This is a genomic window from Streptomyces sp. NPDC046866 (assembly GCF_040704625.1).
Classification (GTDB): domain Bacteria; phylum Actinomycetota; class Actinomycetes; order Streptomycetales; family Streptomycetaceae; genus Streptomyces.
Map to the genome: position 1 here is coordinate 18,948 of NZ_JBEYXN010000027.1, position 26,077 is coordinate 45,024.

Genomic DNA, 26,077 nt, shown 5'->3' on the forward strand with positions numbered 1-26,077 from the left:
GGGCATCCTCACCCTGGGCGGCGGCCGGCCTCGGCGGGCCGTGCCTCGCGCGACAGGCAGGTCACCCGCCCGGACCGCCGTGCCCGCGCCCGGGGAAGTACGCCGGTCCGGGGCTGGAAGTCCGCAGCGGGCCCGGCCGGGGTGGCTGTCGACCGGCCGGGCCCGCCATGCATGGACCTCTTGTCGCCCTGCCACCGTGACACGGGCACGCCGGCTCTGCCCGGGGGAATGGGCCAGCCGGGGTATGTGCCCCGCCATCACCTGGCGGCCCACTCGAAGCCGAGCGCGGCGAGCGACCTGCAGCCTGCGCGGGTGCAGGTCATGAGACGGAAGGGCGGCTGGTGTGGGTGGGGAGGCTGGCGATGATGGTTTTGCCGCCGCGGTGGAAGCGGACGAAGGTGGTAGGGGCGAGGGTTGTGACCACTCGCCAGCCGAATCCTCCGGGCGTGTGCGGGGAGGGCGGCCGGAGGTGGGGCTGGCGGGCAGAGCCGTCGGAAACCTCCACGACGACATGGCCGTCCGCGACAGTAACGGCGAAGCCGGTAAGGCCTCCTGCGTGCCGCAGCGCGTTGGAGACGAGTTCGCTCACCACCGTCAGGACATCGTCGACGAGCGCCGCTGGTATGCCGTGCTCGGCCATGACGAGACGGGCGCTGTCCCGTGCCTGCGCGCAGTTCATCCCGACCGGCACGCTTGTGATGTCTGGCGGCTGCTGCATGCAAGGCGCCTGCCCGGGGTCGTCGGGGAGATTCCGGCTGGTTTCCACGGGCGGTTCAGCGGGCGGGGTGGCGGATGGCGAAGAGGGCCAGTGCACCCGTCATCTCCATCAAACGGTGGAGCTGGTCCGGCAGCGGGCCCTGAAGAGCTACCGGGCGGTCGTTGCGGAGCCGGATCAGGGCGTTGAGGAAGCTGGAGTCGGCGAAGGTCACCTGCGTGACATCTACGACCATGGGTTCGCCCGGCGCGGCCTTGCCGCCGGCTTCGGCCAGCAGATTCGTGGTGTCCATGTCGAAGTCGCCGGAGCAGACGACCACCGGCACGCCGCCGGCCTCGCTCTTCACCGTTACCTTCGGTGTGATCACGCTGCCTCCCGGAACACGAATGGATCCAGGCGGCGATCTTACGGAACGTTCCGGAGGCGGCGGTACCCCGCCCAGCCCCCTGCTCCAACAGGACAAGACGGTGTTCTGCCCGGGTGCCGGCGGTGACCTCCGTATCGGGCGCGGGGCGCCGGCTGCCGTCATGGGCCCAAGCCGTGCTGGTCTCAGTAGCTGTTGTCGTACCGAGAGGTTCGCTTGGCGGTCGAACGAGGGTTCCCGGTCGGGTGTCAGTGGCACCACGTATGTTCAGCCACGCCGGTTATTGATGGAGATGCAGGGGTGCGCCATGGCGTGGGTGGGGAATGCACGGTTGATGGCAGGGCCGGAGGAGGCAGGGTTCCTGGAGTCGGTCTTCGTGCCGGGCGCACGTCTTGGGGCGCGTGCCGACGCCCCGCTGACCTTTGTCGAGGTGGTCGAGGTGGAGGAAGTCACCACGATCCGTGTCCCCAGCGGTCGGTTCATCGTCGACTCTCCATGGTCCGAGGACCATGGGCGCGAGATTATGGCCCGCATTCCCCCGGGCACCTACCGCGTCGAGGCGGCTTGGACGGAGGCGCCGTACGAGCATGGCGGCGAGTACTTCGACGGACGGGAATGTGCTGCCACCCGCTTGCGCGTCAGTGACGACCCGGTGGTCGTCTGGGAGGCGGGTGTAGGGGTGAACGACGACATCGGGGATGTGGACATCGCGGCAGCTGGGTTCCACTCTGACAGCGATGCCACGGGAGCCATCGCCGACGCCGAGGCTTGGGAAGGGCTAACAGCGCCATTCCACCACTTCCGACGTGTCACAGCCTCGTGGGGAACGACGCCCGCCCCGGACCGAGACACCGAGAACCTTTGCGACGGCTGGTTCGAGAAGAGCAGCAACGAGGGGTTCAAGGCCGACCTCATCGCGTTCGACGTCCCCGAAGGAGGGGCCCCGGTCTGGATCGGGCGTACTCGGACCGGCACCGTGGCCTCGATCATCGTGCCAGGCCAAATGGCCACGACCCCCCTGGCCTGAGCTTGGCGTTAAGTAGCCGTTGCCGCACCGAGAGGTTCGCTTGGCGGTCGAACGAGGGTTCCGGTCGGGTGGTGGGTCTTCGGGTGGCACGGGCGTGAAAGCAGAGCCTCCTGCAAGCTCGTGGGCCACCGAACCCGAAACCTCACCCGGCCGCCCGCCGCGGCGTGAACACCCCGGGACGCTCCTCGGCCAGCCAGCCCCGCTCCACCAGCCGCTTCACCTTTGACCGCACCCCCTAGACCTTCGCCGGTACTACCTCCAGGCCCAGCCTCCCGGCCAACGCCCCTGCCCGTAGCCCAGTCCCGCCCGCCTCCGCCTCCGCCTCCAGTACACCCACCAGTCGCTGGTAGTCCGGCGAGAGTGCCTCCACCGTCAGGCCCTCCTGCCAGTGCGGCACCACCGATCCCGCCACCGGGGCCCGGGCCACGGCAGGCGCCGCCTCCGGCGGCTGTTCGGCCTCCGGCTCCGGCGCGGCCAGAGCCTCGGCCAGCTCCATGCGGGCGATGGCCCGCCGCTCCAGCACCGCCTCCGCTTCCGCGAGTTCGGCCAGCACCCGCTCCGCCTGCTCGCGGAGCTCTTCGAGCCGAACCTGCGCGGCCGTCTCGCGTGCTTCCAGCAAGCCCATGACCGAAACCATCGACGACCCCCGGCATCCCCGACAACGTGACGGTCCTATCCTCCCTCACTGCCGCGGAGTTCATGCCTGACCAGGGGAAACCCACCGATCACGTCCGGAAAAACAACGGCTACTCAGCGGAGACCGGTCATCCGACGCGCTGGGTTGTCTCTCCGGCCTGTGCGGGTACGGCGGGCAGGGCGACCGTGCAGGAGGCGCAGCGTCGGGCCTGGGCGGGTACGGGGCTGAGGCATTCGGGGCAGTCCCGTTTCGGGGCCTGGACGTCCTGGTGCGGGGCGAGGCGTTCGTGCAGCTTGTTGATCGGCAGCACGACCAGGAAGTACAGCGCGCTGGCGATGAGGAGGAAGCTGATCGCGGCGTTGATGAAGGCGCCGTAAGGGAACGTGGTGGCGCCGACGGTGAAGGTCTTGCGGCTCATGTCGCCGGTGGCCCCGGTGGCCAGGCCGACCAACGGGGTCAGGAAGGCGCTGACGAATCCGTTCACCACGGCGGTGAACGCTGCTCCGATGACGATGCCGACAGCCAGGTCGACCACGTTGCCGCGCAGGATGAAGCTGCGGAAGCCCTTCACCTTTTCACCCCTTCATGGTCTTGACGTCGACGGGCGCACTGAGCGCGGTGAGCCCGCCTTGACCTCTGCTGCCCTGACACACCTCACACATGCCCCCTGGACGCGCCTCCCGGCAGCTGGCCCGCGCCGGCGCTCATGGATTCCTCTTCATGGAAATGTGCACGGTGTGCTCCAGCGCCTTGACCCGCGCCCGAACCTGGCGGTCACCCCCGCTGAGAGGTGGGGTCATCCCAGGTGCCGGACGAGGACGCGGGGTGCCGCCCGGACCAGGGCGGCTGCGGCCAGGCCGATAGCGGCGCCGGCCGCGACGTCGGAGGGGTAGTGGGCGCCGCTGTGGACCCGCTCGATCGCGACCAGCGTCATGGGGACGGCGCAGACGGCACCGGCCCGGGGCCAGGAAGGCGTGACGGCGGCGGTGAAGGCCACCGCGGCGGCGGTGTGGCCGGAGGGGAAGGAGGAGCTGTCTGGCCGGTCCTCGACGTCGTTGTGCGGGATCCACTCTTTGGGCGGTCGGCGCCGCTGGATGAGTTGCTTGGCCACCGCGTTGGCGAGCAGTTCCGCCACCGCCATGCCCGTGACACCGGCGGTCGCTGCCTTGCGGCCCTTCCAGCCGCCCGCGGCCGCCATGGCGAGCGCGGCCGCCCACCACAGCTTCGTGTGCTCGGCCGCTTCCTCGACCGGCGGCAGCAACGTGCGGGCCCAGGCCGACTCCCAGGCAGCCATCCGCCGGGTCAACCGGTGATCACCGTTTCGCAGCGATGCCAGAATCCTCATGCTGGGCCGCTTCCCCGCACGGGCCCGGCCTACGCAGTGCTGTACTCAGGTGGGGCGGTGGCAGTCTTCATCCGTCCACTTACGTGTGTCCCGGGGCGCGACATAGGGCTCCTCGTCCTCAACGGACCGCCCGCGATAGCGCGGTGGCAGCCCATCTCGGCGCAGAACTCCAGGCCGAGCAGAAAGATGATCACGCTGGCGAGGCTGCCGTAGGGAGGAGCAGCGTCGGTGACCGGCTCGGAGCGAACCGGCGGGCGGTGGTGGCGGCCTTATCGCCGCACCCGAGCCACCTCCGTGCGCCACTGCTCGTGCGCCTGGACTCACCGCTGCCGCTCGGCGGCGCGTTCGGACAGGTAGCCGGCGTGCAGGCGCAGAGCGGTGGCCGTGTGTCGGCCTCGGCGTCGGTCAGCAGGTCGTCCGGGTGCGGCTCCGTGGGCAGGACGGCACGGGGGATTGGGACGGGTGCGCGTCGACCTGTGCGGCGTCGTGGAGCAGGGGCCGGGTGGAGCCTGGGGCTGCGCGGCGGCGATGAAGGCGGCGTGGGGCTGGCGGCGCCAGGTGGAGGGAGACACCCCGGCGCGGCGATGTCGTGGATGTCGAGGCGGGGCGGCCGTGGGGGATCACATACGTCTCCTGGGCGGTGCGCGGCCGTTTCGCGGCCGGCGGGCGGCGTGTGGAGTTACCGGCGACGGGCGGGGAGTCCGGGCGGGAGGCGGTCGGACCCGCCGGGGAGCCGACCCGGCGGCGCCGCCGACCCACTGGGCGCCGGCTCCTGGGCCGGGCGGGCGTGATCCTCGCGGCAGTGGCGACCCAGGCCGTGGTGTCCACCCGGGCGCCTACCGCCGCGGTCCGACGCTGTGCACGCACCGAAGCCCGGTTTCGCGCTCGGCGACAGGAAACATATGGGCGGGCTACGCCGGGCGCCGGTCGCAGATGCACACGAATCCGCGGCGGCTCATCCGCGCCGTTGCGACGCGCTTCGACAAACGGGCCTACGTCTTCTACGGGACAGTCAGCGTTGCGTCGATCCGGCTCTGGCTCTGGTGAGTAGATCAAGTATCCCAAGATCCGGACGGGTCTGTCACCGTCCTCCGGGATGAGATTTTTTCGTGATTTCCACACCTAAGGTTGCGGATGACCAGCGAGAACCTCGATCTGACGTGGAGTCGGGATGGCATCTGACATTGCCGGAGTGGCTGCGGAGCTCAACAGGATGGTTGCGGCGGATCACCAGGCCGCGCGCAAGGCGAACAGTGAAGACCCGGCGGAGCAGTTGGCCTGGCGGCGCTTGACCGCGCAGCACGCGGACCGTCTCAGCGAGATCATGGACGCGCACGGATGGCCGACCGCGGAGCTGCTCGGTGAGGACGCGGCCCGGGCCGCGTGGCTGATCGCGCAGCACGCCGACCGGCAGCTCGACGTTCAGCGGCGCGCGCTGCGGCTGATGGAGCAGGCGGTGGCCGACGGCGCCGCCAGCCCGCGGGATCTTGCCTTCCTGCGGGATCGCACCCTTGTGAACGAAGGGAGGAAGCAGATCTACGGCACGCAGATCGCCGGCGTGCAGGACGGTGCGCCGATCCCGTGGCCCTGCGAGGAACCCGAGCGCATGGACGAGCGTCGCGCAGAAGTCGGGATCCCGCCGTTCGCCGAGTACATCGCTCAGTTCTCCCTCGCCTGAGTCAACCCGGCATCCGGCGGATCCCGCTCACGCCTCATCCGAGACCCTGGCCAGCGGTGGTGGGGACGAACGCGGCGTGGTCGTGGAGCCGGTGGTCAGGGGCGCAGGCCAGCATGCCTGAGCGCCACCCGGGACAGGTCCTCGATGACCTGCTCGTCCCCCCGGCGCCAGGCATCGGCGAGGCCCCCCGGCGGAAGGGGGATCTCGGCGAGGGCTTTCACCGGCCCGGTCAGAGCACGCAGGGCGAGCAGGTCGGCACCGCCGGGAACGTCGAGGAGGCCTTGGAGCAGAGCGCTGCGCCGGATCCAGCGCACCCGTGGTAGGAGCCACACCACCAGCACGAACAGCACGGAGGTGACGATCAGGGCGAACGCGGTGAGGTTGGCGATCCGTCCTACGGCGTCCTGCATGGACTGCCCGGCATCGGAGAGTCCGTTGCTGGCCTCGGCTGCGGACTGGAGCGGCTTCTTGAGGATGCCCCCGACCAGCGGAACGTTCGAGGCCGCATCCCCTGCATCTCCCAGGCCGGAAGCCAGACTGCCGCCCGCGTCCTCCACCTGCCGCCCCGGCTCGGCCAGCAGCATGATCCCGTCGTGGACGGCCAGCGCGAACCGCACCGCGGTCGCCAACAGGACCACAGCGATGAGATCGGCGAGGATCTGCCGGAAGCGACGTGCTCGAGTCTGGGCGTAAAGGCGCATCAGGGCGCTCCTGTTCCGGCGGCATCGAAGGACAAGACCGGTCTCCAACCGGCTGGGGCATCCATCCCGGACGGCAAGCCACAACCGCCACCCGACCGTACGCGGCACCCGCCCCATCCAGAACCTGTGGCACACCGGCGCGACTTAACTGGCCCGTAGCCGGACTTCGGCGGTTCTCCGGCCCGGTACGGGTGGGACGGCCGCTGTGGGCAGGCAGGCGCGCCTGGGCTTTCCGCTGTGTTTCCCTGCTGCCTGCGCCTGTCGCTCGGCGTCGCCGACGGCAGCGCCAAGACTCGTGCCTCACCAGGGTCCGCCGCGCTGGCAGCCTGGCGGCGAGGCGTTTGCGGGTTTCGAGGTAGGCCTTGGGCGGCGAGCCGGCCCGGACGCAGTGAAGTGCGGGCTGCTGGGCGCATTCGCGGTCCTGCTGCGCGGGGCGCGGCTGCTGGGCGGGGCTGGGGCGCTGGGGGCTGGGCCGGGCCTCGGGCACTGGGTCGGCGTGGTGGAGGTCCGGTCCCGCTGGGCGACCGCTGGTGCAGCGCTCATGGCAGTCTCCCGCTTCTCGGCAGGGCCCGGAGCCAGCGGCTCCGGGCCGTCTCGTCATCCATCGCCGACCCACTCGGCTCCCCGCGCGGCAGCACCCGCGCAGGCCTTCGCCGCTGAGAGGCGGCGGAGGTGCCCGGGCAGGCCGGGCGGCAGGAGGCAGGGGGGCAAGGGCGCAAGGGCGCAAGGGGGCAAGGGGGCAAGGGGGCAAGGGAAGACGGTAGTGCCGGGGCCATCCCGCAGAGGTCAGACCTGCCGTCACTGGCCGACGGTGAGCCGGTTGGAGGGGGCCGGAGATGCAGCAGCATTCATCGCCGCGGGTCTCGACGGCGAACCCGGCCGCCCCGAACACGGCGGCACCGTCGGCCCGATCCGCGGGTTTCCCGGTTCGCCGGCGCCGGACCGGCGCCGGCTGGCGTGGGGCGGCGGACAGGGGGCCCTGCTGCCGGGCTGCCTGCCCGGCGCCGGTGCCTCAGTACACGTATGGCGACGGAGGGGTCTTGGCCTTGCACGGCGTGGGAGAGAGCCGGCCGATTCAGGTGGAGGCAAGAACAGAATCGTCGAGGACGCGAGCTCCCGGGAGGCGGTGGCGCGCGGAGAACAGGGCCGCGTGCACGTCAGCGGTGCCGGTGGCTACGCAGAGGGCGCGCTCGGCGTCTTCGAGCTCCTTTCGCACGGGCGACTCGTCGTCGGCCGCTGCATCCAGTACAGCCAGCGCCCAGTATCGATCGACGAGACCGGGAAGCACGGCCGGGTGCGCCATCAGCATGGTGGGTTCCTTCCGTCGGGTTCGATCATGTGGCCGTCGCCTACCCCACTCGTCGGCTTCAAATCCCGGCCCCTGCGGAGCGCGCGCTCACAAAGGTGAACGCCGGCATCGGGGCGCTGTGTGATGTCCGCGGTGTTCATCCCGCCCCCGGTGTGGACGTTCGGCGCGGTGGGCGCTGCGGCGGCGCTGCTCAATCTTGCGCCGCGGGCCGCGCTCGATAGCCCAGTGGGCAGCGGTCGGCTATCGGCATCTGGGGGAGATGGAGCTGTGCGGGTGGATGCTTCATCAGCGGGTCGGGGTGTGTCCGGGCCGGGCCGGGGCCGGTGCCGGGGCACCTGTTATGTGGAGCTGGTGGGTGGTCCGCTGGATGGCCTGCTGCTCATGTGACCGGTGGGATCCGCAGGACGTCGTGGACGGTGGGGTGCTGATGTCGGAGCACGGCCAGTTCAGGCTTGGCCGGTCTCGCTGTCAGACGACCCGGCCGCCGGTCAGGCGGCCGGGTTGCCCAGCCGTGCGGATCTCTCCGCACCCAGTGCTGGAAGTACCGGGCAGCGCCCACCGCAGTGGTCCGGTCGAACGTACCGTCGGCGACATCCTCGCGACCCGCACCGGCACCACCGACCATCCCGCCGCCGATGACACCGCCGTGCCGTACGAGACGTACGCAATCCGACACCCGACGAGCGAGTGCCAGGCAGTCATGCCAAAGCGGCGCTTGTTGCAAATTCAATGGCTTTGTGAACTCCCGCCCGCCAGATGTCCCCGGTAGTCGTCACCCTTTCTGCCAGCCGGTCATACTCGGCCAAGGCATTCGCTATTTCGGCAGGCGCCTGTCTTCTGCGCGTGCGGATCCGCGGGTACCGCTCGCGCCAGGCTCGGATTGCTTCGATCGCGTCCGCGGAGGTGTACCAGCAGGCCGCACGGACTTGGTTTTCCAAGGCCACCGGCAATCGGAGGCTGACCCGCTCAGGGAAGTCTCGGTCGCGAGAGCCGGGCCAGCGGCCAGGGAAGCGTGCCGTCTCTGGATAGGCCGGCCAAAGGCGGTTCCAGCCCCGATCCTCGAGTTCCCGCCGTACCCCCAGCGTCGCGAGCGTGTCGAGCGTGTCGAGCAGGTCGCCACGGGCTCGTATGTCCGCCAGAACGCGCAGTTGTGTGGTCCGCGCCTCGGAGGCTGTCTCCCGGCGGCTCGGTTCCCCGTCGAGCCATCGGCCGCCCGACATGAGGCGATTACGGCGCTGTCGTTCCCTTGTCAGAAGATCACATAGCTTTCGGCGGGTGCCGAACGGCATGCACGCCGTCACTGGAACAGTACCGGCTCTTTCCATGGCTGCGATTATTGCCGAAGAAACTTGCAAGTTTCAGCTACTCAATTTATTGAATCCTGGGCCATTTTGAAAAGGTGCGGCACGCAAGTGAGGGGAGCATCCTGGCTGTTGAGTCGGTCGTACCGACCGCCCCACCTGCCACTCAAGTCACAAGAGGAGGCTGTTATGGGTGCTCAAGAAAACCCGACAGTGACGAACGAAAGGCTCAGCATTCACAACGAGGCCGACGCAGCCGCACTGTGGGACGAACTGGCGGCACGCCATGAAGAACTGCCCACACTGCTCAAGGGCCTGCAGAGTCGCCTGGGCCTCGCCAACCCCGAGGCTCTCGACGCCCTTGCCGGAGGAGTCGTCGGCTACAGCGGGGAGATGACCCTGAGCGGCAACGTACACCCGCCGGCGAGTCTTCCGACCACGGAACAAGACATGCAGGTGAACAAGGTCACCGCCACCCTCGTCGCCAAAACCTACGAGGGCGCCGGCAATCAACAGGTGGCGGCCTGTGCCACCGTCCTGCGGGGCGACCCGGCTGGGAAAGAGGAGGTCGACGCTTTCGTCCTCATCGGGCAGAAGGGCTCCCTTCTCGACACCGCCGACGAACTCGTAGCCGGTCCAGCAGGGACCCTGGTTCCCCGGGACGGCTGGTGGGACGCGCTCACGAAGTGCCTCGGAGGTTGTGGCTCCACGTGCCTCAGCGCCGCAGTGGGCTGTCCCAAGGCGACGTGGCAGATATTCCTGATCTGCCTCGCCGGCCGCTGCGGACTCTGCGTGGTCAAATGCGCCGCCTGTGCGACGTGCGACTGCACCTGGTGGTGCCGGATCGCCGCTGGATGCTGCCACCGCTGACAGAGGAGGTCTCGGCATGAACACGGTTCACTGGCTGCAAGTCCCGACGCTCCCGCCAGAGAGTGGGAGCGGCACACCCAGCCCCAAGTACGAGGTCGGTAGTGCGGTGGTGGTGTACGGCGAAGGCTCGGCGTATGTCGGCTTGGCCGACGAGGCCCTGGCCTCGGTGCTCCTGGCCCAAGAGGATGTGCATCTCCTCACCGCCGAGCGCAGAAGTCAGATACAGCCTGTACCAGGTCTCCCCATGACCTGGGAGCAGCTGGAGGACCAGGTATCCGCTCTGGGCGCCGGCCACCATCTGCACCGTCGCTCGATCGGGCTTGGCGACCTTATCGCGGCGATCACCAGACAGGTACGCATTTCCGAATGCGGAAGCTGCGCTCGGCGCCGCCATGGGTTGAACCGCATTAGGGTATGGGGCTGGTGGCGCGACCGCCCGGCCCAGGCCACCGCATAGGCAACGTTCCTTCCCCTGGAGGCCGTGACCGTCAACAGGCCCGCGCCTCCGCACCAGGGTGGTCCGGCCACGCGCCGGGCCATCCTGGTGCATGAGCGGCCAAACTGAGGTTGTTCCTGTTTGGCGAACAAGTCGATGTGTTGTTCAGGCTGCTGTGTACTCGGCTGGGCTTTGGTAGCCGAGGCTGCTGTGGAGTCGGCGGCTGTTGTACCAACCTTCGATGTACTCGAAGCGAGCGCTTCTGGCGGCAACGTGGGTGTGGCAGTTGTGTCGGCTGACCAGTTCGTTCTTCACGGTGGCGAAGAAGGACTCCGGCGCCGGCGTTGTCGGTGCCCGGCGGGCCTGGTACTGCGCACATCTGCCACTACGCGCTGACCGGTCACCGGCCTACGCGCCCAGCGGAAGTCGCGATCCGGCCCTGGATGAAGTGGACGACGCGGTGGACCAGTGGCAGACGTCGTCCAGCACCGAGCAGCGTGATCGCAATGCCTCTGGAAGCCACGACCGAGCTTGAGACCTCGTTGGCCAAAGGGCCGTGGCGCAACTCCTCGGAGTTAACAGAACAACCCCAAGCCAACGCGGCTGCTTGGCAGGGAAGGGGGTCGCTCACCCCTCGACGTACAGGAACTCCGGGCCGTAGGTTTTCGTGCTGCCGTCGGGCAGTTCCATCTGCACAAGCTTCCGCGCCTCTGCACGCATCTTGCGCATGTGGTTGATCGCCACGGGCAGCATGCCCGAGTCACCCGTCTGCCAAGCTGCCTGCAGTGTCCGCAGCATTGTGCTGAAGTGCGTGTTGAACGCGCCGAGCACTTGCTGAACTTCGGGCGTGGGCGCGTTCGGCCCGCTGTTGGCCCACCCGCCCTCGGGAACTCTGGCCATGGGGAAGGCCGGGGGCAACAGGATGTCGTCGCCTTTGAAGTCCCACATGACCGGGTCATCCGACACCTTGATCAGTTTCTTGCCGCGGAACATCTCCCGGAAGACGTAGAAGTGCGACAGCTCCCCGGGCTTGCCGGGGAAGGGGTTCTCGGGTGAGGCGGAGGTGCCCTCGCCCTGCTCCTTGATGATCTCGATGGCCTCTCGGACCTTCTCGATGGTGTCGAGCGGAACGATCTTGTTGCCCTGGCCGTGGCTCTCCAGGGAGAATTCGATCTGCCGGTCGCCGCTGATCAGATGCTGCTGATTTTCGAACGCCTCCGCGATTGCGGTGTAGAAGGCTCCGATGGTCGCGGAGCCGCCGGACCGGGCGACCGGATGCTCCGGGCGTTCGATTTCGGAGAACATCTCGACCGATTGCTTGGACAGGCCTTCGAGAAAGACGATGAGATCGGGACGCACGCCGCCCGGCAGCGCATGCTCGTACTTCGGCACCACCTTTGGATCAGCGAGGATCGGCGTTCCTCCGATGGTGGTGAGCATGTTGCACACGAGTCCCATATGGGTCATCTCGTCGAAGATGACCTCCCGGATGGCCTTGGCAATCGCCGCGCTGGGCTCCTTGACCGACCACAGGGCGCTCGCGTACGGACCGATGGTCGCGATCTCCACCATGATCGCCTGCTGAAGGGAGTCCTTCAGCCACTCCGCATCGCGCTCCGCGGGGAGGGTTCCCATCAGCTCGACGATGGCATTGCTCTCATACTCCAGGACCTGGGCCACGCCACGCCTCTCTCTTCTGTATGCAGACAGCAAGAAAGCCGTATCCGATCAGCGATTCGGTCAGGGGGTGTGTGCGCGAAACGCCTTGGCGGTTCACCCGATCGCGGCATCGCACTGCGCGTATGCCCCTTCATCCAGACACGCCGCAGATGTGGCGCACGCTATGGCGCTCCTGCTGGTACGTATAGGCAGAGTCAACTTGGAGGTGGTGCTGTGGTGAGTGCCGAGTGGGCATCAACTCCCGGCGTCCGGGAGAGCTGAGCGACTACGTCCAGGCGCTCGACCCTCTGCGCGCACGTCCGGCCGCCGATGCGGCGACCTGACCGGCTACGACTCCCAGGCCCAGGCCGCGCCGCACAGCGACGGCTCCGACGACCCGTGCGCATACGACAGCGGCCAGATCACCCTGGTGACACTCAGTACATGCCCTCCCCACGCCACGGGCGAGCCACGACAAACACCCGAGCTGATCGGGAATATCACGCTGAACAGCATCCTGACGGAGGTGTACGGCCAGCATGCGCACGCCCGTGTTCGAGCTCCATATCCGGCCCATGTTCCGCGCCACCGACAAGGCCCATATGGGGTTCGCAGTCGACCTGTGGGAATACGACGATGTCGTCGCAAACGCCGACGACATCCTGGAGCGGCTGCAGAGCGACATGCCGCCCACAGGAACCGGCGGACTGTGGCCGGAGGAGTGGATCACGCTCTTCAAGCGCTGGAAGGACGGTGCCCGCAAGCGCCTGGACCTCGGCACTGCCGCCTTCACCCTCCAGCAGACCGCCGCGAAGACCACCATCACCGCGACCGGCACCTTTCCGGCCGCCGACGTCGAGGGCTGGCTCCAGCTGGAGAGCGAGACGGATACCTCGAAGACGTACGTCCTGTACTTCGAGGCCCCGGACACCCCCGTCGGCGGCACACCCCAGCTCTTCACCCTGAAGGAGAGCTACCCCTCTACCGACACCCGGTCCGTCTTCATCCACAGCAGCTCCGGCACCCAGCAACTGCACTGACTGCGCCCCACCCCGACTCAGGCCCTGGGTGTAGGAGCGGAGATCTCGCCGTGGATCGAGGAACCCGAGGGCTGTGATACCCGCAAGAAAGTCATTTTGGCCGAGGCTGTTGAGGCACCGCTGGTTACGGCGGGCTGCAAGCTGACCGGGGGCAGCAGGCGCAGCCCGTACGACGACGTGGTCGTCACCGACGCCACCCGCCTCGACGTCGACCACTTCGTCCCGTTCGCCGAAGTCCACGACAGCGGGGCGGCGGCGTGGATGCCGGCACGCCGCGAGGCATATGCCACCGATCAGGGGCCGCGAATTCGCTGATCGCAGTCTCGTGCAGTTCGAACCGCTCGAAGGCAGACAAGGACCCAGCGGACTGACTGCCGGGGCGGAATCAGTGCAAGTACGCCGCCGACTGGGTCGCCGACAAGCTGCGCCGGCAGCCGGCCGCGGATGCCGGCGAACCGGACTCGCTGACTCGTCTCGCCGAGGCCACCGTCAGCTACGAGCAGGCTCCCTAGCTGCTACCTCTGCCGCCCTACCAGGCCGCCGCCGTGTAGCCGCGCCAACCGCCTATCACCACGGTGCGGTCAGGCGGAGGGCTCCTCGCGGTGGATCCCACCGACGGGACGTCGCCGTGGTCGGTCGAAGCGGATCGACGGATGGTGGTCGACCCGCTGCCGTACGCCGACGGCCTCCGGGTGGGGGACGACACTGGCGGCATCAGGCAGTTGGGGCTCGACGGGCGAACCGTGGAGGGATGTTCCCTGCCGGGTCGGCGCGTGGACGCACTGGCCGCGGCCAGCGACGGGGGCTGTTCTTCGCGGCGAAGGGCACCTTCGGCTCCTTCACCTCGAAAGCCTGTACAGCGTACCGATCGGCACAGACATGCCATACGCCTGACGACGCCCAGCAGGCCACGGGTTGATCATGGCCCGTCCGGCCACCGCTCGGGCCCTGGTGAAGGAGGCAGCGGGCCTCTGACCGGCAGGGCCACGACATGAGGGAATCCGGCTTCATGGCGTGCCTGTATGCCCGGCGGAGCCAGTTTCCGATACCGGGCACGGCCCGGCGCTCTCAGGGTTCGCCGTTTTCGCCCTCGTTTTCCTGGCTGTGATCGTCCTGGCGATTCCGGCGATCGCGGTCGGCTTCGTCGAGCTCTCGCATGCGGCGCTCGATGCGTTCCTTCAGGCTTTCCTGCTCCGGAGACTCGGGCTCGGTCTCGGGCTGCTGGATCCTGTCGCGCAGGCGATCCGCGCGCTCCTTGCGTTGCTGGGCGTCCTCGCTCACGACAGCCTCTCTGGCAGGTGGGACGAGGGTCGTCCGGGAACGATCGTCCTCACTTCGCCTTCTTCCCCTTGGCCTTGGTCTTGAAGGCCTTGGCCGCCGGGTTTGCCCCCTTCAGCCGCTCGATCTGGGCGCGCCATTTGTCGGCCTGGGCGCCGGTGGAGTCCTTGACGCGTGCGGTGAGGGTCCGCGCGGCCAGGTAGGGCTTGGAGGAGGGGCCGGTGGCGGCCAGGCGGCTGACGGTCTTGGTCTGGGCGTCGATGGCTTCGCGGATGCTGCCGCTGCCCGACAGTTTGCCGAGTCTGCGGAACGTCGGCTCCTTGCCCGAGAACCAGGTCTGCTGCCACCACTCGCCGGTGGCCGTGTCCTCCCAGCTGATGTATCCGCCGCGCAGGATCGTCCGGGGCGCCGTGATGTGGCCGCCGAAGCTGTAGCGCGTGCCCGGGACGGTGACCGGGTCGTAGAAGCGCGGGGTGAAGAAGTCGGAGACGAGCAGCCCGTTGACGGTGTAGCCGAACTCCTCGGCCTCCGAGGGGTCGGCGACCTCGACGAGGAACCGGGCCTGTCCCTGCTCGGGGTGGGGAGACTTGCCGGACACCAGGCGGTTCCCGAACGGGTCGGCCAGCATCTCCAGCATCTCGTGGCTTGCGGTCAGCGACCAGCTTTCGCTGAACTCGATCAGGGAGAAGGGCTGGCCGTTCTCGTCCGTGTGGTACCCCGCGGCGTCGGGAACGTCGTCAACCACGATCAGCGGCCAGTACCCGACGGGAACGTCCTCCAGCCTGTCGAAGGCGTCCACCGTCGCGTTCACTTGCCACAGCGGTGCGAAGTCACGAGTCGCCTGTTTCTGGAGCGCGGCGGCGACCCGGGTGATCTGCGAGGGGTTGATCTTGTTGATCTTGGTCTCGGAGACGAGGGCGAGCTGGTTGATGAGCATGGTCGCGGCTGACCTTCCGTTTCGGGGCAGCGGCGGCTTGGAACCACTCCGGCTCCCCACGCCGCCAGACCCGCCGAGCTTCACAGAACGCCGGCCCGATGATGCGCGCACACGTCCGAACGCGGGGAGATTTCAGTCGCATGGCGGTTTACGAAAAGCGGTCTGCTCTCGCGGGCGAGCCCGCTCCGGTGCCGACACCACCGCCCTCTTTGTCTGACCTGGGGCGATGCCGGGTGGCTCGTCGGTGCGCCGAACGCCGGCACCGACCGAGAGCAGCTTCCAGCCGTCGCGGCGGGGTCCGCTGCACAGCGCTGACTAAGAGGCAGCAAGCGCGTGCCGCGCCTGATCGTGACCTGCCGCGCGGCCGGGGAGTGCCGGGTTCAGATGGGTTGTGGTGCTTCCTTCGTATGGCGGACGCTGTGGCGCGGTGTGGGCGGGCGTGTTGGATGCTGGCTGCGATCCCTGGTGAGCGCGCGCGAGCAACGGAGGAGGCGGTCGTGGCACCTCTGACCCGGATCCGTCTGGAGGGCGGGGGCGGTGTGCTGGTGGAGGGGGCGGCCGGCCTTGAGGGGCCGGTGAAGGCCGGGCGGGCCGGGGATATCGTCCGTGAGCTCCCGGGCACGTTCCAAGATGCTCTGGAGCCGGTCACCCGGGCGGCGCAGACGGCCCTCGAGCAGCTGCGCAAGGCGCGGCCCGATGAGATCACGATCGAGTTCGGGGTGGACCTCGCGGTCGAGGCCAGCGCGGTGATCACCAAGGGCACGGCCACCTGCCATCTACAGGTGACCATGTCCTGGCGGAGCGGCCATGACTAGCGCAGGACGACGGGCGGAGCAGGAGACTCCGTCGGAGCTGCCCACGGCGGTGGCGCAGATCCTCGGGCCGGACGGGAGCGTGGCCGGGGCGGGCTTCATGGTGGCCGAGGACGTCCTGGTCACCTGTGCGCACGTCGTTCTGGCCGCCGGGAGCGGGCCGGGGGACCGGGTGCCGCTGGCTTTCCCCCGTGTGACCGGGGCGGACGGCCTGGAGGGGGAGGTCCTCCCCGAACAGTGGCGCGCGCCGGAGGACGAGGACGTCGCCTTCGTCCGGCTGCTCGGTACACCGGCAGGCATCAGGGTGCTGCCGCTGGGCTCTGCGGAGGGCTGCCGCGGCCATAAGATGCGGTCGTTCGGCTTTCCGGCCCAGGCGCCGCATGCGGGGCACCTGGGCTTCGGGACGGTGGGCGATCTGCTCGCGCCCTCGGGGCGCGACGGGGAGCGGCTCCAGCTGACCGATGCCAACGACCTCACCACCGGCTTCAGCGGCGGTCCCGTCCTTGACGAGGTGACGGGCCTGGTCATCGGCATGCTGACCGAGATCACGGCACCCGACATGTTCGACAAGGGGCAGAACATCGCCTATGTGACGCCGTCGCAGGTGCTGCGGAGCATCATGCCGGAGCTGGTCCCGCAGGATGTGTGCCCGTACCGGGGGTTGGAGCCGTTCACCGCGGAGCACGCCCGCTGGTTCCAGGGGCGAGAGGAGGCGGTGGGCCAGGTCCTGGCCGGCCTCGGCCTTCAGCAGCGGCTGACGCTGCTGCTCGGGCCGTCCGGGTCGGGTAAGTCTTCGCTGATCCAGGCGGGGGTACTGCCGGCGTTGGCGCGGGGAGAGGTGCCGGGAAGCGACCGGTGGCTGCCGGTGCTGGCCCGGCCCCGGCAGGACCTGCTGGCGGAGATCGAGCGGGCTGGCCTGCCCGGGGCCCGGCGTGACGGGATCACGGCGGCCGTCGGCCGGCGGCTGCGAAGCGAGCCCGATCACCACCGGGTTCTGCTGGTCGTCGATCAGTTCGAGGAGCTGCTGCTGCAGGGCGCCGATGCCGGGCTGGAGGAGTTCCTGGGCGCCATCGACGACATCACCCAGGCCGCCGACACGTTCACCGAGCTCAGCGTGATCCTGACCATGCGCGACGACTTCTATCCCCAACTGGCCGCACAGGCTCCACGGTTGCTGGAGGCCGCCACCCCCGGCCTCCTCAACGTGCCGGGCACGCTGAGCCGGAGGGAGCTCCACGACATCATCGTGCTGCCCGCCGAGAATGTGGGACTCCGCTTTCAGCCCGGGCTGCCCGAGCAGATCATCAGCGACGTCCTGGCGAGCAGCCCGGAACCGGCGGCCACCCTCCGGGCACCGGTCACCGTACTGCCTCTGCTTGAGATGACACTCAAACAGCTGTGGCTGCGCCGGCACGACGGCTACCTCACCCACGAGGCGTACCGGCAGATCGGAGCAGTCAGCGGAAGCCTTACCACATGGTGCGACAGCGCCCTCAACGAGCTGCCCCCCCGCCGGCAGCGCATCGCGAAGCGCATCCTCACCTCTCTGGTGCACCCCGCGGACCGCAGCCGCCGCACCCCTGCCGTCCGCACACAGGTCCCCCTTGACGAGTTGCGCGAGCTGACGGTCAGCTCTGACGGTGAATCTAAGGCAGACTTCGACGCTGTCATCGCAGCTCTCACCCACCATCGCCTCATCATCACGCATACGCTCCGCGACCCGGATCGGCCCGATGCCCCTTTGGGCGAGCCGGTGGCGGAGCTGATCCATGACGCGCTCATCCGCGACTGGAGTGCGCTACGGAAGTGGGTCCGTGAGGACCACCAGTTCCAGGAGTGGCTCAACCTTACCCGGGAACGGCAGCTCCGCTGGGTTGACAAGAAGGACCCGGGCGACCTGCTCGCAGGGACGGCACTCGCAGAAGGCGCCGAGTGGTCACGGGAGCGCGGCCTGCCGGAGGATATCGAGGCCTTTGTCTCCGCGAGCCGAAAACGCCAGAAGGCCATCGGTCGGCGGCGCAGGCATCTCATCGTCGTCCTTGCCAGCTTGCTGGGGCTCGCGCTGATTGCCGCCGGGATCGCGGTGCTGCAGTGGCGCACGGCGGTCGACGAGCGGCAAGCAGCCCTGTCACGACAGCTTGCGGCCCAGTCCGAGAGTCTCATCAGCCAGAATCCCGAACTAGCCTCACTGCTCGGCGTCCAGGCATACCGCATCAGCCCTACACCCGAGTCCGCGAAAAGTATACAAACCGCTGCAGGGCTCCCGTTCAATAAGCGCTTGTCTGGTTATCCTGACTCCGTTCTTTCGGTCGTATTCAGTCCCGACGGCCGCACTCTTGCAACCGCCAGCGGAAAGATAGTGCGTCTTTGGGACCTGACTGCCGAAAAAGTCCGCAGAACCCTGACCGGACACACTGACTGTGTGAATTCGGTCGCGTACAGTCCGGACGGCAAAATTATCGCCACCGGGAGCTGCGATAAGACAGCGCGCCTTTGGGAGGCGGATACCGGAAGAACCCTAAGGACTCTGCAAGGACACACCGGACCGGTGCTCGGTGTGGCGCTTAGCCCGGACGGTAAAACTCTCGTTACCTGCAGCGAAGACAAGACGGCACGCCTTTGGGACCTGGCTACCGGAAAAACCCGAACAACCCTGACTGGACACACGGACTGGGTGGAAGCGGTGGCGTTCAGCCCCGATGGAAAAACTGTTGTTACGGGCAGCGACGACAATACAGTGCGGCTGTGGGACGTGGCTACAGGGAAAACTAGCAGGGCCTCGACGACCGGCCACACTGCTGGGGTGTTCGGGGTGGCGTTCAGCCCCGACGGTAAAATCCTCGCCACAGGAAGCGAGGACAAGACAATACACCTGTGGGACCTGACCACTGGAAAAACCCGCAGAATCCTGATCGGGCACAATAACTCGGTGAATTCAGTGGCTTTCAGTCCCGATGGTAAAACTCTCGCGACCGCAAGTGGGGACCACACAGTAAGGCTCTGGGACGTGGCCACTGGCGTGACCCTCGCAACGCTGATCGGACACACCGACTTGCTGTATGCCGTGGCTTTCAGTCCTGACGGCCGCACTGTGGCTACCGGCAGCGACGACAAGACTGCAAGGATCTGGAGTGTGCCGACCGGAAATACCCTACTCGGTCACACCGGTTCGGTGATTGAGGTCGCGTTCAGCCCCGATGGCAAGACTGTCGCCACCGGCAGCTCCGACAAGACAGCCCGGCTGTGGAACGCAGCCACCGGAAGAACCATGAGAACCCTGACTGGATACACCGACCCGGTGACTGGGGTGGCCTTCAGTCTCGACGGTAAAATCCTCGCCACTGGAGGTTATGGTAATGCAGTAAAACTATGGGACGTGGCAACCGGAAAACTCCTCAGGACTCTCATCGGGGGCATAGGTGCCGTGAATGCTGTTGTGTTCAGCCCGGACGGAAAGGCCCTCGTCATCGGTAGCGACGACGCGACGCTATACCTTATGGATGTGGCTACAGGAAAAAAGCGTAGAACCCTGGCCGGACCCACTGATTCGGTACTTGAGGTGGCGTTCAGCCCCGACGGAAAGACTGTCGCCGCAGGTATCTCTGATAAGATAGTGCGCCTGTGGGATGCGAGCACCGGGCAAATGCTCAAAACCCTTAACGGGCACGTAGATCTCGTTAATTCGGTGGCGTTCAGCCCTGACGGCAAGACCCTCGCCACCGGTAGTTTCGACCGGACTGTGCGGCTGTGGGACGTGGCCACTGGAAAAACGCGAAAAACCCTTATCGGGCATAATAACTCGGTGAATTCGGTGGCGTTCAGCCCTGACGGCAAGACCCTCGCCACTGGTAGTTTCGACCGCACCGTGCGGCTGTGGGATTCAGCGACTGGAATAACCCGCAGAACCCTGACCGGACATGCCGGACCGGTCATTTCAGTGGCGTTCAGCCCCGATGGCAAGACCCTCGCCACCGGCAGCTCCGACAACACAGCACGGCTGTGGAATGTTGTACTCCCCCAACTTCCCGCAGCGATCCAGAAAATCTGTGGCGCCGTCCACCGCAACCTCTCCCCACTGGAACGCACGGCATACCTGCCAGGCCAGTCCGTAGGCCCCGCCTGCCCGACCGAACATTAATGGTCGCGCAGACGCAGGGTCCTGTTCACGACCAGCTCGGCGCGTACGTCACCGGTCTGCTGGGCCGCTGCACCACCGCGTGCGACATCAGACCCACCCTGACCGAGGACCGCGACCACCCCGACCGGCACGGCCTGACCGGGGGCGGCGTGATCGAGGACGGTGCGCGCCTCGCTGGCACGGTCACCGTCCAGCCCGGCGCCTGCATCGAGTCCGGCGCCCGCGTCGTGGATCGATCCGGGTCTGCGGGACGCAGTCATAGCCGCCGGCGCCTTCGTCCGCGAGTCACCGCGCATGACAAGGCCGCCGAGATGGCCCAGGAGGACGAGCACTTCCTCCGCCTCACCGAGGCCGGAGCCCTCCGGCCCAACTACCGCGTCGACGCCGGGGCTTGGGCCGGAGGTCGGTGGCTCGCGGTCGGCTGGGTCGACGGCGTCCCGCTCTGGAGGGCGCTCGCCGTGGCCCGCGGCCCGGAAGGCGACCGCCCGCCGGTCTGGCCCTGGCTCCAGCTGATTGCACACCTAGGTGCAGATCCGGCAGGCTCGCGGCCTCGGCCGCTGAGAGGTGAAGCACGTCGGGGCCTGAGACTAGCAGCCCGCCCGGGAGCAGTGCGACCAGGGCCAGGCTGCCCTGGCCGACTAGCGGGCCGCCGAGCAGGGGCAAGCCAAGAGGAAGGCCGCAGCGGCGCAGCGGAGGGCTTAAACCACTAGGACGAGAACCCTGGACCGGTCACCCGTTTGGCGCTCACGATGCGCAGGTCTATCGGTGTGCGAAGAGAATCGTTCTGGTGGCTGCGGCTCCGAATCCTGCTCCACTCACATGGAGGGTACATGCGGTACCTCAACCACCCTCTTCTAGCGTGCGCCATGACAGCAATCGCGCTCCTGACGGCCTGCGGCAGCCAGGAAGGCGGAGCACTGGCAGGAGCAGCGGCACAGCCGACAGGTAGCGGATGGATCGAGTCCTGGACGAACCAGGTCAAGCAGAACCCGGCTCAGGACGTGGGAGCCCAAGACCTCCCCACCCCGTCGTTCCAGGAGCTGATCGCTGACTGGCGTACCCAACAGGTGGTAGAAGCCGCACTCGCCGAGGATTTCCGCAATGCCGCGCCCCCGCTCGTCGCCGGCTCGCGCATCAAGGGCTGGATTTTCTTCAACGCAAGCGACCTGGACACCTTCGCCAGTGGTGCCTGCTCGGACGCGAAAGGAGCCGCTATAGCGCTGGCCCGGAAGCTGCCCGGCCTGTCCGCAGAGCACGCTCCCCTCATCGATCGGACCATGCAACTGATCCCCCACCACTGCGGGAGGCTAGATCCAAGCGTGCTGGATGCGGCAAGTAACGTCTTCTTCACGACCATGGTCCACAATGAGCAGATATCAAGTACTGAACGGCAGACGAGCGCGACGCCGGCCCCAGCGCCGTCAAGCACGGCAGACCAAGTCCGCTACCAGGCTGTGTGCGCAATGGGGCAAGCGCTGGGCCAATACCTCAACGGGCGTGCCAAGGATGAGAGAGCCAAGGCATTCGGGGTCGTGGCCCTCGCCGCAGCTGGGGTGTATTGCCGTGATGCACTGAAGGGGCTGTTCGACTAACGAGCTCGTGCATGGTTGGCGTGGCGGTGGCCAGGCCACGTCGTTGGTCTCTTCGTGGTGGGGAATCCTGCTCCAACGCCGAGGGCTGGGCTGATTGAACGGCTCGGCCTGGGAGTGGTGCCGAACTCCAGCGTCGTTGATCGCCCTCACGGAATGTGTGCCAGAACCCACAACCGTGCATAAAACCAGTTGTGGACAGCACCCACTGCGGCGCCACGATTCCGGCGTGCGCACGGTGCTGGGTGGGGTGTTCGGGGATCACTGAGGCAGCGACGGGCGCGGCGTCTTCGGCAGGGAGCTTGAGCCAGCCCTGGCCGCGATCGACGCCGAGAACCAGGCGGTGGTGGCGGATACGTCACGGTGGCGCTGATGACGCCGCTGACCAAGGACGGCAAGAGCCTGACGGGGGACCGTGCGGTGCCTCAGGTCGAGAGGGCCTTCATCGTCCAGCACGAGGCGAACAAGGACAAGGCGTATCCCAGGATCCGGCTGGTGGGGGCCAACTGGACAACAACGAATCGGACTAGCAGGCACGTGAGAGCGGCCTCCCCTTGGAGGATGAGGGGAGGCCGATCTGTACAAGCGGTATGCGCGGCGGCTGGTTCAGATGACCCTGGACGTGGTGGCGCGCTGGGTCCAGGTTCGGGGGTTGTCAGTACTCTCCGTGCTGCTCGCCCTTGTAGTGGCCGTCCTTGAGGCCGCCGTCGTTGATGCAGGTGTTGCCGAAGGCGGGGTTGAGGAGCCCGACGATGTTGACGGTGTTGCCGCAGATGTTGATCGGAATGTGGATGGGGACCTGGACGACGTTGCCGGACAGGACACCGGGGGAGCCGATGGCAGCACCCTCAGCGGTGGCGTCGGCGGCGGCCATGCCGGCCCCGCCTGCCAGGAGGGCGCCAGCGGCGGCGGTAACGGCTACGGCCTTGGCGATACGCGACATCGAAATCTCCTTGAACACGCGATTTGCTGGGGATACAACAGCACGACGTCCCCCACAACCGCCCCCGTCGCCTGGCCGTCACGGGCATTGGGCCGAATCAGGGACCTGCCACCGGTGCGGCTGTCGAACCGCCCGCTCTCGCACGTCTCCGCTCACTGCCTGTTGGCTGCGTAAGATCCAGGGCTGGTTCGGGGCGGCCAGCGGCGAGCCGGGTACGGGTAGGCGTTGGCCCGATTGTCGGGGCGTGGCTGCAACTCGACGTCTCGCATGTGCTGCGGCGTGCGCTACCCCGCAGCCCCAGGGCCCGTTCGGCCCGACTCCCGAGCAGAGGAAACCCGAGCTCACCGCTTGATCGCCGGGCCTGTGCCGGGGCTTCCGTTGTGGGCAATCCGGCAGTCGCTGATCGTGTCGTCATCGCCGGGGCTACGGGCGCGGCTAGGGTCTGTTGCGAAAGTGGATCTTGTTCGTTGATGATCACCTGTCGTGGGACGTGGTGATCTGACGAATGGCCAGTGGGCCCCCGGCTTGAGCCGTTGCTGCCGACGGGCATCAAGCCGGGCCGTCCGCAGGTATGGACGCGGCGGCAGTTGATAGACGGCATACGGTGGCGGACCCGGACCGGTGCTCCGTGGCGGGACGTGCCCGAACGCTACGGGCCATGGGACCGGGTCTACGACCTGTTCCGGCGCTGGCAGCGAGACGGGACGTGGGCCCGGATCCTCACCCAGTTCCAGGCCGAAGCTGACGCCAAGGGTCTGATCACCTGGGACGTGAACGTTGACTCCACCGTCTGCCGGGCCCACCAGCACGCCGCCGGAGCTGCGAAAAGGGGGACCTGCAGAAGGAGCCGCCCGGCGGCGTCTTCGTCGAGCCCGCCGACCACGGTCTCGGACGCTCCCGCGGCGGACTGACCAGCAAGATTCACCTCGCGGTCGAGCAGGGACAAAAGCCGCTGTCGGTGGTGATCACGGCAGGGCAGCGGGGTGACTCCCCGCAGTTCGAACCCGTCCTGGAGGCGATCCGGGTGCCCCGGGCCGGGCGCGGAAGGCCGCGCAAGCGGCCGGACCGTGTGCGGGCCGACAAGGCGTACGACTCCCGGAGCAACCGCTCCTACCTGCGCAGACGCGGAATCAAGCCAACGATTCCGGTCCCTGCGGACCGGGTCCGCAACCGGCTGAAGCGTGGCTCGCGCGGCGGCCGCCCGCCGAAGTTCGACAAGGACGACTACAAGCAGCGGCACGCGGTCGAGTGCGGGATCAACCGCCTCAAAACGCCACCGGGCTGTCGCCACCAGGTACGACAAACTCGCCGTCCGCTACGAAGCGACCGTGCTGGTCGAGTGACGTCGGGCGGCAGAACATAGACGATCAGCCCCCGTACTGCGTCCGCCGCGCCGCCCGCCTTGCAGGACGCCCCCAGAGGCGACGCGCCCACCCCGTAACGGCAGGTGGCGGCGTGGCTTCTCTGCACTTTCCTCGGATGCGTCTGGATCAGATGAAGCCTCGCGTGTTCCACCGAGTGGTGGCCGCTGGTCGCTGAGCCGCGGGAAGCAGCGTAGAGAGGAGGTGAGCGGTTTGCGCCGTTCCCCGGTGGCGATCCCGGGCACGTGAGCGACGAAGCACAGGAGGGGCCATGTCCAGTTCCGAGACCGAGTGCCGCGGTCCTGGCGGCGCTGCGGTGCACGAGCGGGGAAGCGCGTCGAGCGGGCCGTTCGACCGGACCACTGCGGTGGGCGCTGCCCGGTACTTCCAGCACTGCGTGCGTTCCGGTGATTTGGATGCCGCGATGGACTGTTTCGACGCCGATTCCATCTACGTCACAGGCGCCGGGGCGTACGTGCGGGGGTTGGAGGAGATCCGCAGGGCGGTCTCGGTGTACGTGAGCGCACGGCCGGATCTGCGGGCGCATCGCTGGGCCGGTCTTGCCACCGGGGACATCGTCGCTTGGGTGGATGAGTGGACCATCAGGGCGACCTTGCCCGACGGCACGGCGCTCGACATGAGCGGCGTGTCGTCCGACGTGCTGCGCCGCCGCCCCGACGGCACTTACATCTACCTGGTCGACAACCCCTACGGCCACCGGTACCTCGACGCCTGACATGCTTGCGGCCGGCAGTACTGTCGGCCGCGCCGACCCACCGTTCACCGGCTCCTCCACAACCACCGGCATGTGCACCGGCCCGTGGCCCGCGGCGCGCTCCGCACGGCGTCTGCGCCACCCGATGGTCTTCCGGGCGCCCCAGAGGAGCAGTGCCAAGAGGATCCCCGATACGACATTCTCGACGATGTTCATGCATCCACCCTCCCAATGCCCAACCGCCGAAATAGACAGACAGCCGCGATGGACGAAAGTCTCCGGAGGCCCGGCCGGTTCGCCCGCAGACGGCAGCGCCATGCCCCGGGGCCGCCCGCCAGCCGGGTACTGGTTCACCCTCGAATGCGTCGTCATCCTCGAAGCCGGCCAACCAAAAGCGTATGGAGCGGCACTGCTGTCCTCGTTTGGCGCACTCGCCCGCTTCGCCCGTGCCGACCTGCGCCCCTTCGGCCTCGCCGACCTCGTCCGTCTTCCCCATCCGGGCGCCGGCTGTCAGTCCGTCCTGTTTACCGTCGACTCCCCGGCTCGCCTCGCCGAAAGGTTAGGGTGCGGGTAGCCCGTGCCGATGTGGCGTGTGCGGGCGAGGCCCGGCGCCCAGTTCGATGGGGGCAGTACCGCCGGGCCGTCCCGCTCTCTCGGCTTTGTCCGTCTGCCCGCGTTTTCTTCCTCGCCGCCGTCATTGGCTTTAAGGCACCTTCAGGCGGGGTGCCCGTCACTCATCTCGCTGACTGCGACGGCGACGACCTCACGTCCCAGCAGCGGACCGGCCGCAGCAGCGCAGCGCCCCGGCTCACGGCATGCGGCGCTGCGCCTTGTCTCGGCCAGTACGCCGCAGCCGACGACCCGGGGCGAGGCAGAGTTGCTGGCAGGCCTTCCGCGGGCGACCCGGGTACCGGCCACTGGCACGGCGGTGAGGAGCTCATCGGCACGCGGCCACCAGTGGACGTTCCTGACCAACCACGCACGGGTGCTGCTGTGGCTCGCGCGGGACCCGGAAGTCCGGCTGCGGGATGTCGCCGCCGGCAGCGGCATTACCGAGCGGGCGGTGCAGATCATCATCGCGGACCTGGAGGCGGCCGGATACATCACCCGGACCCGGGTCGGGCGCCGCAACTGCTACACCATCGACCCGACCGTCGCGCTGCGCCACCCGGCCGAGGCCGACCATCGCGTCGGTGACCTCCTGGGCGCCCTCCTCCAACGC

The 26,077-nt window shown here is 68.0% G+C and carries 23 protein-coding genes and 4 pseudogenes; 13 read left to right on the top strand and 14 right to left on the bottom strand.

Annotated features, from left to right (window positions below):
• Nucleotides 1-319: 319 nt before the first annotated feature.
• Together AB0953_RS29555 and AB0953_RS29560 are read right to left on the bottom strand one after the other, a co-directional pair.
• On the bottom strand, nt 320-718 hold the full coding sequence (locus tag AB0953_RS29555; protein ID WP_366862634.1) for an ATP-binding protein: 399 nt from the start codon (nt 716-718) through the stop codon (nt 320-322).
• Nucleotides 719-773: 55 nt separating this feature from the next.
• On the bottom strand, nt 774-1,082 hold the full coding sequence (locus AB0953_RS29560; protein WP_366862635.1) for an STAS domain-containing protein: 309 nt from the start codon (nt 1,080-1,082) through the stop codon (nt 774-776).
• Nucleotides 1,083-1,386: 304 nt separating this feature from the next.
• Here AB0953_RS29560 and AB0953_RS29565 point away from each other — a divergent pair, with 304 nt between their 5' ends.
• Nucleotides 1,387-2,106, top strand: coding sequence for a DUF4241 domain-containing protein (locus tag AB0953_RS29565; RefSeq protein WP_366862636.1), 720 nt, complete (start codon nt 1,387-1,389; stop codon nt 2,104-2,106).
• Nucleotides 2,107-2,341: 235 nt separating this feature from the next.
• On the opposite strand, the gene AB0953_RS29570 is transcribed toward AB0953_RS29565, so the two are convergent.
• From AB0953_RS29570 to AB0953_RS29585, 4 genes and pseudogenes are all read right to left on the bottom strand, one after another.
• Nucleotides 2,342-2,731 (bottom strand): hypothetical protein, encoded by a 390-nt coding sequence (locus AB0953_RS29570; protein WP_366862637.1) that lies wholly within the window; start codon nt 2,729-2,731, stop codon nt 2,342-2,344.
• A gap of 139 nt (nt 2,732-2,870) precedes the next feature.
• The gene (gene mscL, locus AB0953_RS29575) at nt 2,871-3,314 is read right to left on the bottom strand and encodes a large conductance mechanosensitive channel protein MscL (protein ID WP_366862638.1); all 444 of its coding nucleotides are present in this window, start codon (nt 3,312-3,314) and stop codon (nt 2,871-2,873) included.
• A 225-nt stretch (nt 3,315-3,539) separates the two neighbouring features.
• Nucleotides 3,540-4,037 carry a phosphatase PAP2 family protein gene (locus AB0953_RS29580; protein WP_366862639.1) on the bottom strand — a complete coding sequence of 166 codons (498 nt, stop codon included), beginning with the start codon at nt 4,035-4,037 and terminating at the stop codon, nt 3,540-3,542.
• Between the two features lie 96 nt (nt 4,038-4,133).
• Nucleotides 4,134-4,270, bottom strand: a pseudogene (locus tag AB0953_RS29585) (ribonuclease BN); the annotation flags it as partial.
• Nucleotides 4,271-5,259: 989 nt separating this feature from the next.
• Here AB0953_RS29585 and AB0953_RS29590 point away from each other — a divergent pair.
• Nucleotides 5,260-5,766, top strand: coding sequence for a DUF6624 domain-containing protein (locus tag AB0953_RS29590; RefSeq protein ID WP_366862640.1), 507 nt, complete (start codon nt 5,260-5,262; stop codon nt 5,764-5,766).
• Between the two features lie 95 nt (nt 5,767-5,861).
• Here AB0953_RS29590 and AB0953_RS29595 read toward each other — a convergent pair whose 3' ends face one another.
• Nucleotides 5,862-6,467 carry a hypothetical protein gene (locus AB0953_RS29595; RefSeq protein WP_366862641.1) on the bottom strand — a complete coding sequence of 202 codons (606 nt, stop codon included), beginning with the start codon at nt 6,465-6,467 and terminating at the stop codon, nt 5,862-5,864.
• 1,075 nt (nt 6,468-7,542) lie between these two features.
• Nucleotides 7,543-7,776 carry a DUF5133 domain-containing protein gene (locus AB0953_RS29600; protein WP_366862642.1) on the bottom strand — a complete coding sequence of 78 codons (234 nt, stop codon included), beginning with the start codon at nt 7,774-7,776 and terminating at the stop codon, nt 7,543-7,545.
• A 1,490-nt stretch (nt 7,777-9,266) separates the two neighbouring features.
• Between AB0953_RS29600 and AB0953_RS29605 the strand changes: the two genes are divergently transcribed.
• Both AB0953_RS29605 and AB0953_RS29610 read left to right on the top strand, forming a co-directional pair.
• On the top strand, nt 9,267-9,947 hold the full coding sequence (locus AB0953_RS29605) for a hypothetical protein (RefSeq protein WP_366862643.1): 681 nt from the start codon (nt 9,267-9,269) through the stop codon (nt 9,945-9,947).
• Between the two features lie 16 nt (nt 9,948-9,963).
• Nucleotides 9,964-10,404 carry a hypothetical protein gene (locus AB0953_RS29610; RefSeq protein ID WP_366862644.1) on the top strand — a complete coding sequence of 147 codons (441 nt, stop codon included), beginning with the start codon at nt 9,964-9,966 and terminating at the stop codon, nt 10,402-10,404.
• 144 nt (nt 10,405-10,548) lie between these two features.
• On the opposite strand, the pseudogene AB0953_RS29615 reads toward AB0953_RS29610, so the two are convergent.
• Nucleotides 10,549-10,722: pseudogene (locus AB0953_RS29615) on the bottom strand (IS3 family transposase); the annotation flags it as partial.
• A gap of 288 nt (nt 10,723-11,010) precedes the next feature.
• On the bottom strand, nt 11,011-12,063 hold the full coding sequence (locus tag AB0953_RS29620; RefSeq protein ID WP_366862645.1) for a ferritin-like protein: 1,053 nt from the start codon (nt 12,061-12,063) through the stop codon (nt 11,011-11,013).
• A 518-nt stretch (nt 12,064-12,581) separates the two neighbouring features.
• Between AB0953_RS29620 and AB0953_RS29625 the strand changes: the two genes are divergently transcribed.
• Together AB0953_RS29625 and AB0953_RS29630 are read left to right on the top strand one after the other, a co-directional pair.
• Complete coding sequence (locus tag AB0953_RS29625) at nt 12,582-13,082, top strand: hypothetical protein (protein ID WP_366862646.1); 501 nt, start codon at nt 12,582-12,584, stop codon at nt 13,080-13,082.
• 96 nt (nt 13,083-13,178) lie between these two features.
• The gene (locus AB0953_RS29630; protein WP_366862647.1) at nt 13,179-13,397 is read left to right on the top strand and encodes a hypothetical protein; all 219 of its coding nucleotides are present in this window, start codon (nt 13,179-13,181) and stop codon (nt 13,395-13,397) included.
• Nucleotides 13,398-14,150: 753 nt separating this feature from the next.
• On the opposite strand, the gene AB0953_RS29635 is transcribed toward AB0953_RS29630, so the two are convergent.
• Both AB0953_RS29635 and AB0953_RS29640 read right to left on the bottom strand, forming a co-directional pair.
• Entirely contained in the window at nt 14,151-14,363 is a 213-nt protein-coding gene (locus AB0953_RS29635) for a hypothetical protein (protein WP_366862648.1), read from the bottom strand.
• 49 nt (nt 14,364-14,412) lie between these two features.
• Nucleotides 14,413-15,297 (bottom strand): hypothetical protein, encoded by an 885-nt coding sequence (locus AB0953_RS29640; protein WP_366862649.1) that lies wholly within the window; start codon nt 15,295-15,297, stop codon nt 14,413-14,415.
• A gap of 497 nt (nt 15,298-15,794) precedes the next feature.
• Here AB0953_RS29640 and AB0953_RS29645 point away from each other — a divergent pair, with 497 nt between their 5' ends.
• Both AB0953_RS29645 and AB0953_RS29650 read left to right on the top strand, forming a co-directional pair.
• The gene (locus AB0953_RS29645; RefSeq protein ID WP_366862650.1) at nt 15,795-16,112 is read left to right on the top strand and encodes a CU044_2847 family protein; all 318 of its coding nucleotides are present in this window, start codon (nt 15,795-15,797) and stop codon (nt 16,110-16,112) included.
• A gap of 97 nt (nt 16,113-16,209) precedes the next feature.
• A complete protein-coding gene (locus tag AB0953_RS29650; RefSeq protein WP_366862651.1) occupies nt 16,210-20,247 on the top strand; it encodes a trypsin-like peptidase domain-containing protein in 4,038 nt (1,345 codons plus the stop codon).
• On the opposite strand, the gene AB0953_RS29655 is transcribed toward AB0953_RS29650, so the two are convergent.
• Nucleotides 20,244-20,579, bottom strand: a complete 336-nt coding sequence (locus AB0953_RS29655) for a hypothetical protein (protein ID WP_366862652.1) — start codon at nt 20,577-20,579, stop codon at nt 20,244-20,246. The genes AB0953_RS29650 and AB0953_RS29655 overlap by 4 nt on opposite strands.
• A 534-nt stretch (nt 20,580-21,113) precedes the next feature.
• Here AB0953_RS29655 and AB0953_RS29660 point away from each other — a divergent pair.
• Nucleotides 21,114-21,839, top strand: a complete 726-nt coding sequence (locus tag AB0953_RS29660; protein ID WP_366862653.1) for a hypothetical protein — start codon at nt 21,114-21,116, stop codon at nt 21,837-21,839.
• Between the two features lie 652 nt (nt 21,840-22,491).
• Here the strand turns inward: AB0953_RS29660 and AB0953_RS29665 are convergent.
• The gene (locus tag AB0953_RS29665) at nt 22,492-22,779 is read right to left on the bottom strand and encodes a chaplin (RefSeq protein WP_366862654.1); all 288 of its coding nucleotides are present in this window, start codon (nt 22,777-22,779) and stop codon (nt 22,492-22,494) included.
• Nucleotides 22,780-23,262: 483 nt separating this feature from the next.
• Between AB0953_RS29665 and AB0953_RS29670 the strand changes: the two are divergent.
• The 4 genes and pseudogenes from AB0953_RS29670 to AB0953_RS29685 form a co-directional block, all read left to right on the top strand.
• Nucleotides 23,263-24,122 (top strand): annotated as a pseudogene (locus tag AB0953_RS29670) (IS5 family transposase).
• Nucleotides 24,123-24,411: 289 nt separating this feature from the next.
• Entirely contained in the window at nt 24,412-24,876 is a 465-nt protein-coding gene (locus AB0953_RS29675; RefSeq protein WP_366862655.1) for a nuclear transport factor 2 family protein, read from the top strand.
• 295 nt (nt 24,877-25,171) lie between these two features.
• Nucleotides 25,172-25,429, top strand: a complete 258-nt coding sequence (locus AB0953_RS29680) for a hypothetical protein (protein WP_366862693.1) — start codon at nt 25,172-25,174, stop codon at nt 25,427-25,429.
• A 354-nt stretch (nt 25,430-25,783) separates the two neighbouring features.
• A pseudogene (locus AB0953_RS29685) lies at nt 25,784-26,059 on the top strand (helix-turn-helix domain-containing protein); the annotation flags it as partial.
• Nucleotides 26,060-26,077: the final 18 nt, after the last annotated feature.

Bases quoted from the DNA above. Each gene is read 5' to 3' on its own strand.
- AB0953_RS29570 (WP_366862637.1), bottom strand. From the start codon at position 2,731: ATGGGCTTGCTGGAAGCACGCGAGACGGCCGCGCAGGTTCGGCTCGAA.
- AB0953_RS29625 (WP_366862646.1), top strand. From the start codon at position 12,582: ATGCGCACGCCCGTGTTCGAGCTCCATATCCGGCCCATGTTCCGCGCC.
- AB0953_RS29600 (WP_366862642.1), bottom strand. From the start codon at position 7,776: ATGCTGATGGCGCACCCGGCCGTGCTTCCCGGTCTCGTCGATCGATAC.
- AB0953_RS29595 (WP_366862641.1), bottom strand. From the start codon at position 6,467: ATGCGCCTTTACGCCCAGACTCGAGCACGTCGCTTCCGGCAGATCCTC.
- AB0953_RS29650 (WP_366862651.1), top strand. From the start codon at position 16,210: ATGGTGGCCGAGGACGTCCTGGTCACCTGTGCGCACGTCGTTCTGGCC.
- AB0953_RS29565 (WP_366862636.1), top strand. From the start codon at position 1,387: ATGGCGTGGGTGGGGAATGCACGGTTGATGGCAGGGCCGGAGGAGGCA.
- AB0953_RS29660 (WP_366862653.1), top strand. From the start codon at position 21,114: ATGACAGCAATCGCGCTCCTGACGGCCTGCGGCAGCCAGGAAGGCGGA.
- AB0953_RS29680 (WP_366862693.1), top strand. From the start codon at position 25,172: ATGCCCCGGGGCCGCCCGCCAGCCGGGTACTGGTTCACCCTCGAATGC.
- AB0953_RS29675 (WP_366862655.1), top strand. From the start codon at position 24,412: ATGTCCAGTTCCGAGACCGAGTGCCGCGGTCCTGGCGGCGCTGCGGTG.
- AB0953_RS29640 (WP_366862649.1), bottom strand. From the start codon at position 15,297: ATGCTCATCAACCAGCTCGCCCTCGTCTCCGAGACCAAGATCAACAAG.
- AB0953_RS29580 (WP_366862639.1), bottom strand. From the start codon at position 4,037: ATGGCTGCCTGGGAGTCGGCCTGGGCCCGCACGTTGCTGCCGCCGGTC.
- AB0953_RS29665 (WP_366862654.1), bottom strand. From the start codon at position 22,779: ATGTCGCGTATCGCCAAGGCCGTAGCCGTTACCGCCGCCGCTGGCGCC.
- AB0953_RS29605 (WP_366862643.1), top strand. From the start codon at position 9,267: ATGGGTGCTCAAGAAAACCCGACAGTGACGAACGAAAGGCTCAGCATT.
- AB0953_RS29590 (WP_366862640.1), top strand. From the start codon at position 5,260: ATGGCATCTGACATTGCCGGAGTGGCTGCGGAGCTCAACAGGATGGTT.
- AB0953_RS29555 (WP_366862634.1), bottom strand. From the start codon at position 718: ATGCAGCAGCCGCCAGACATCACAAGCGTGCCGGTCGGGATGAACTGC.
- AB0953_RS29610 (WP_366862644.1), top strand. From the start codon at position 9,964: ATGAACACGGTTCACTGGCTGCAAGTCCCGACGCTCCCGCCAGAGAGT.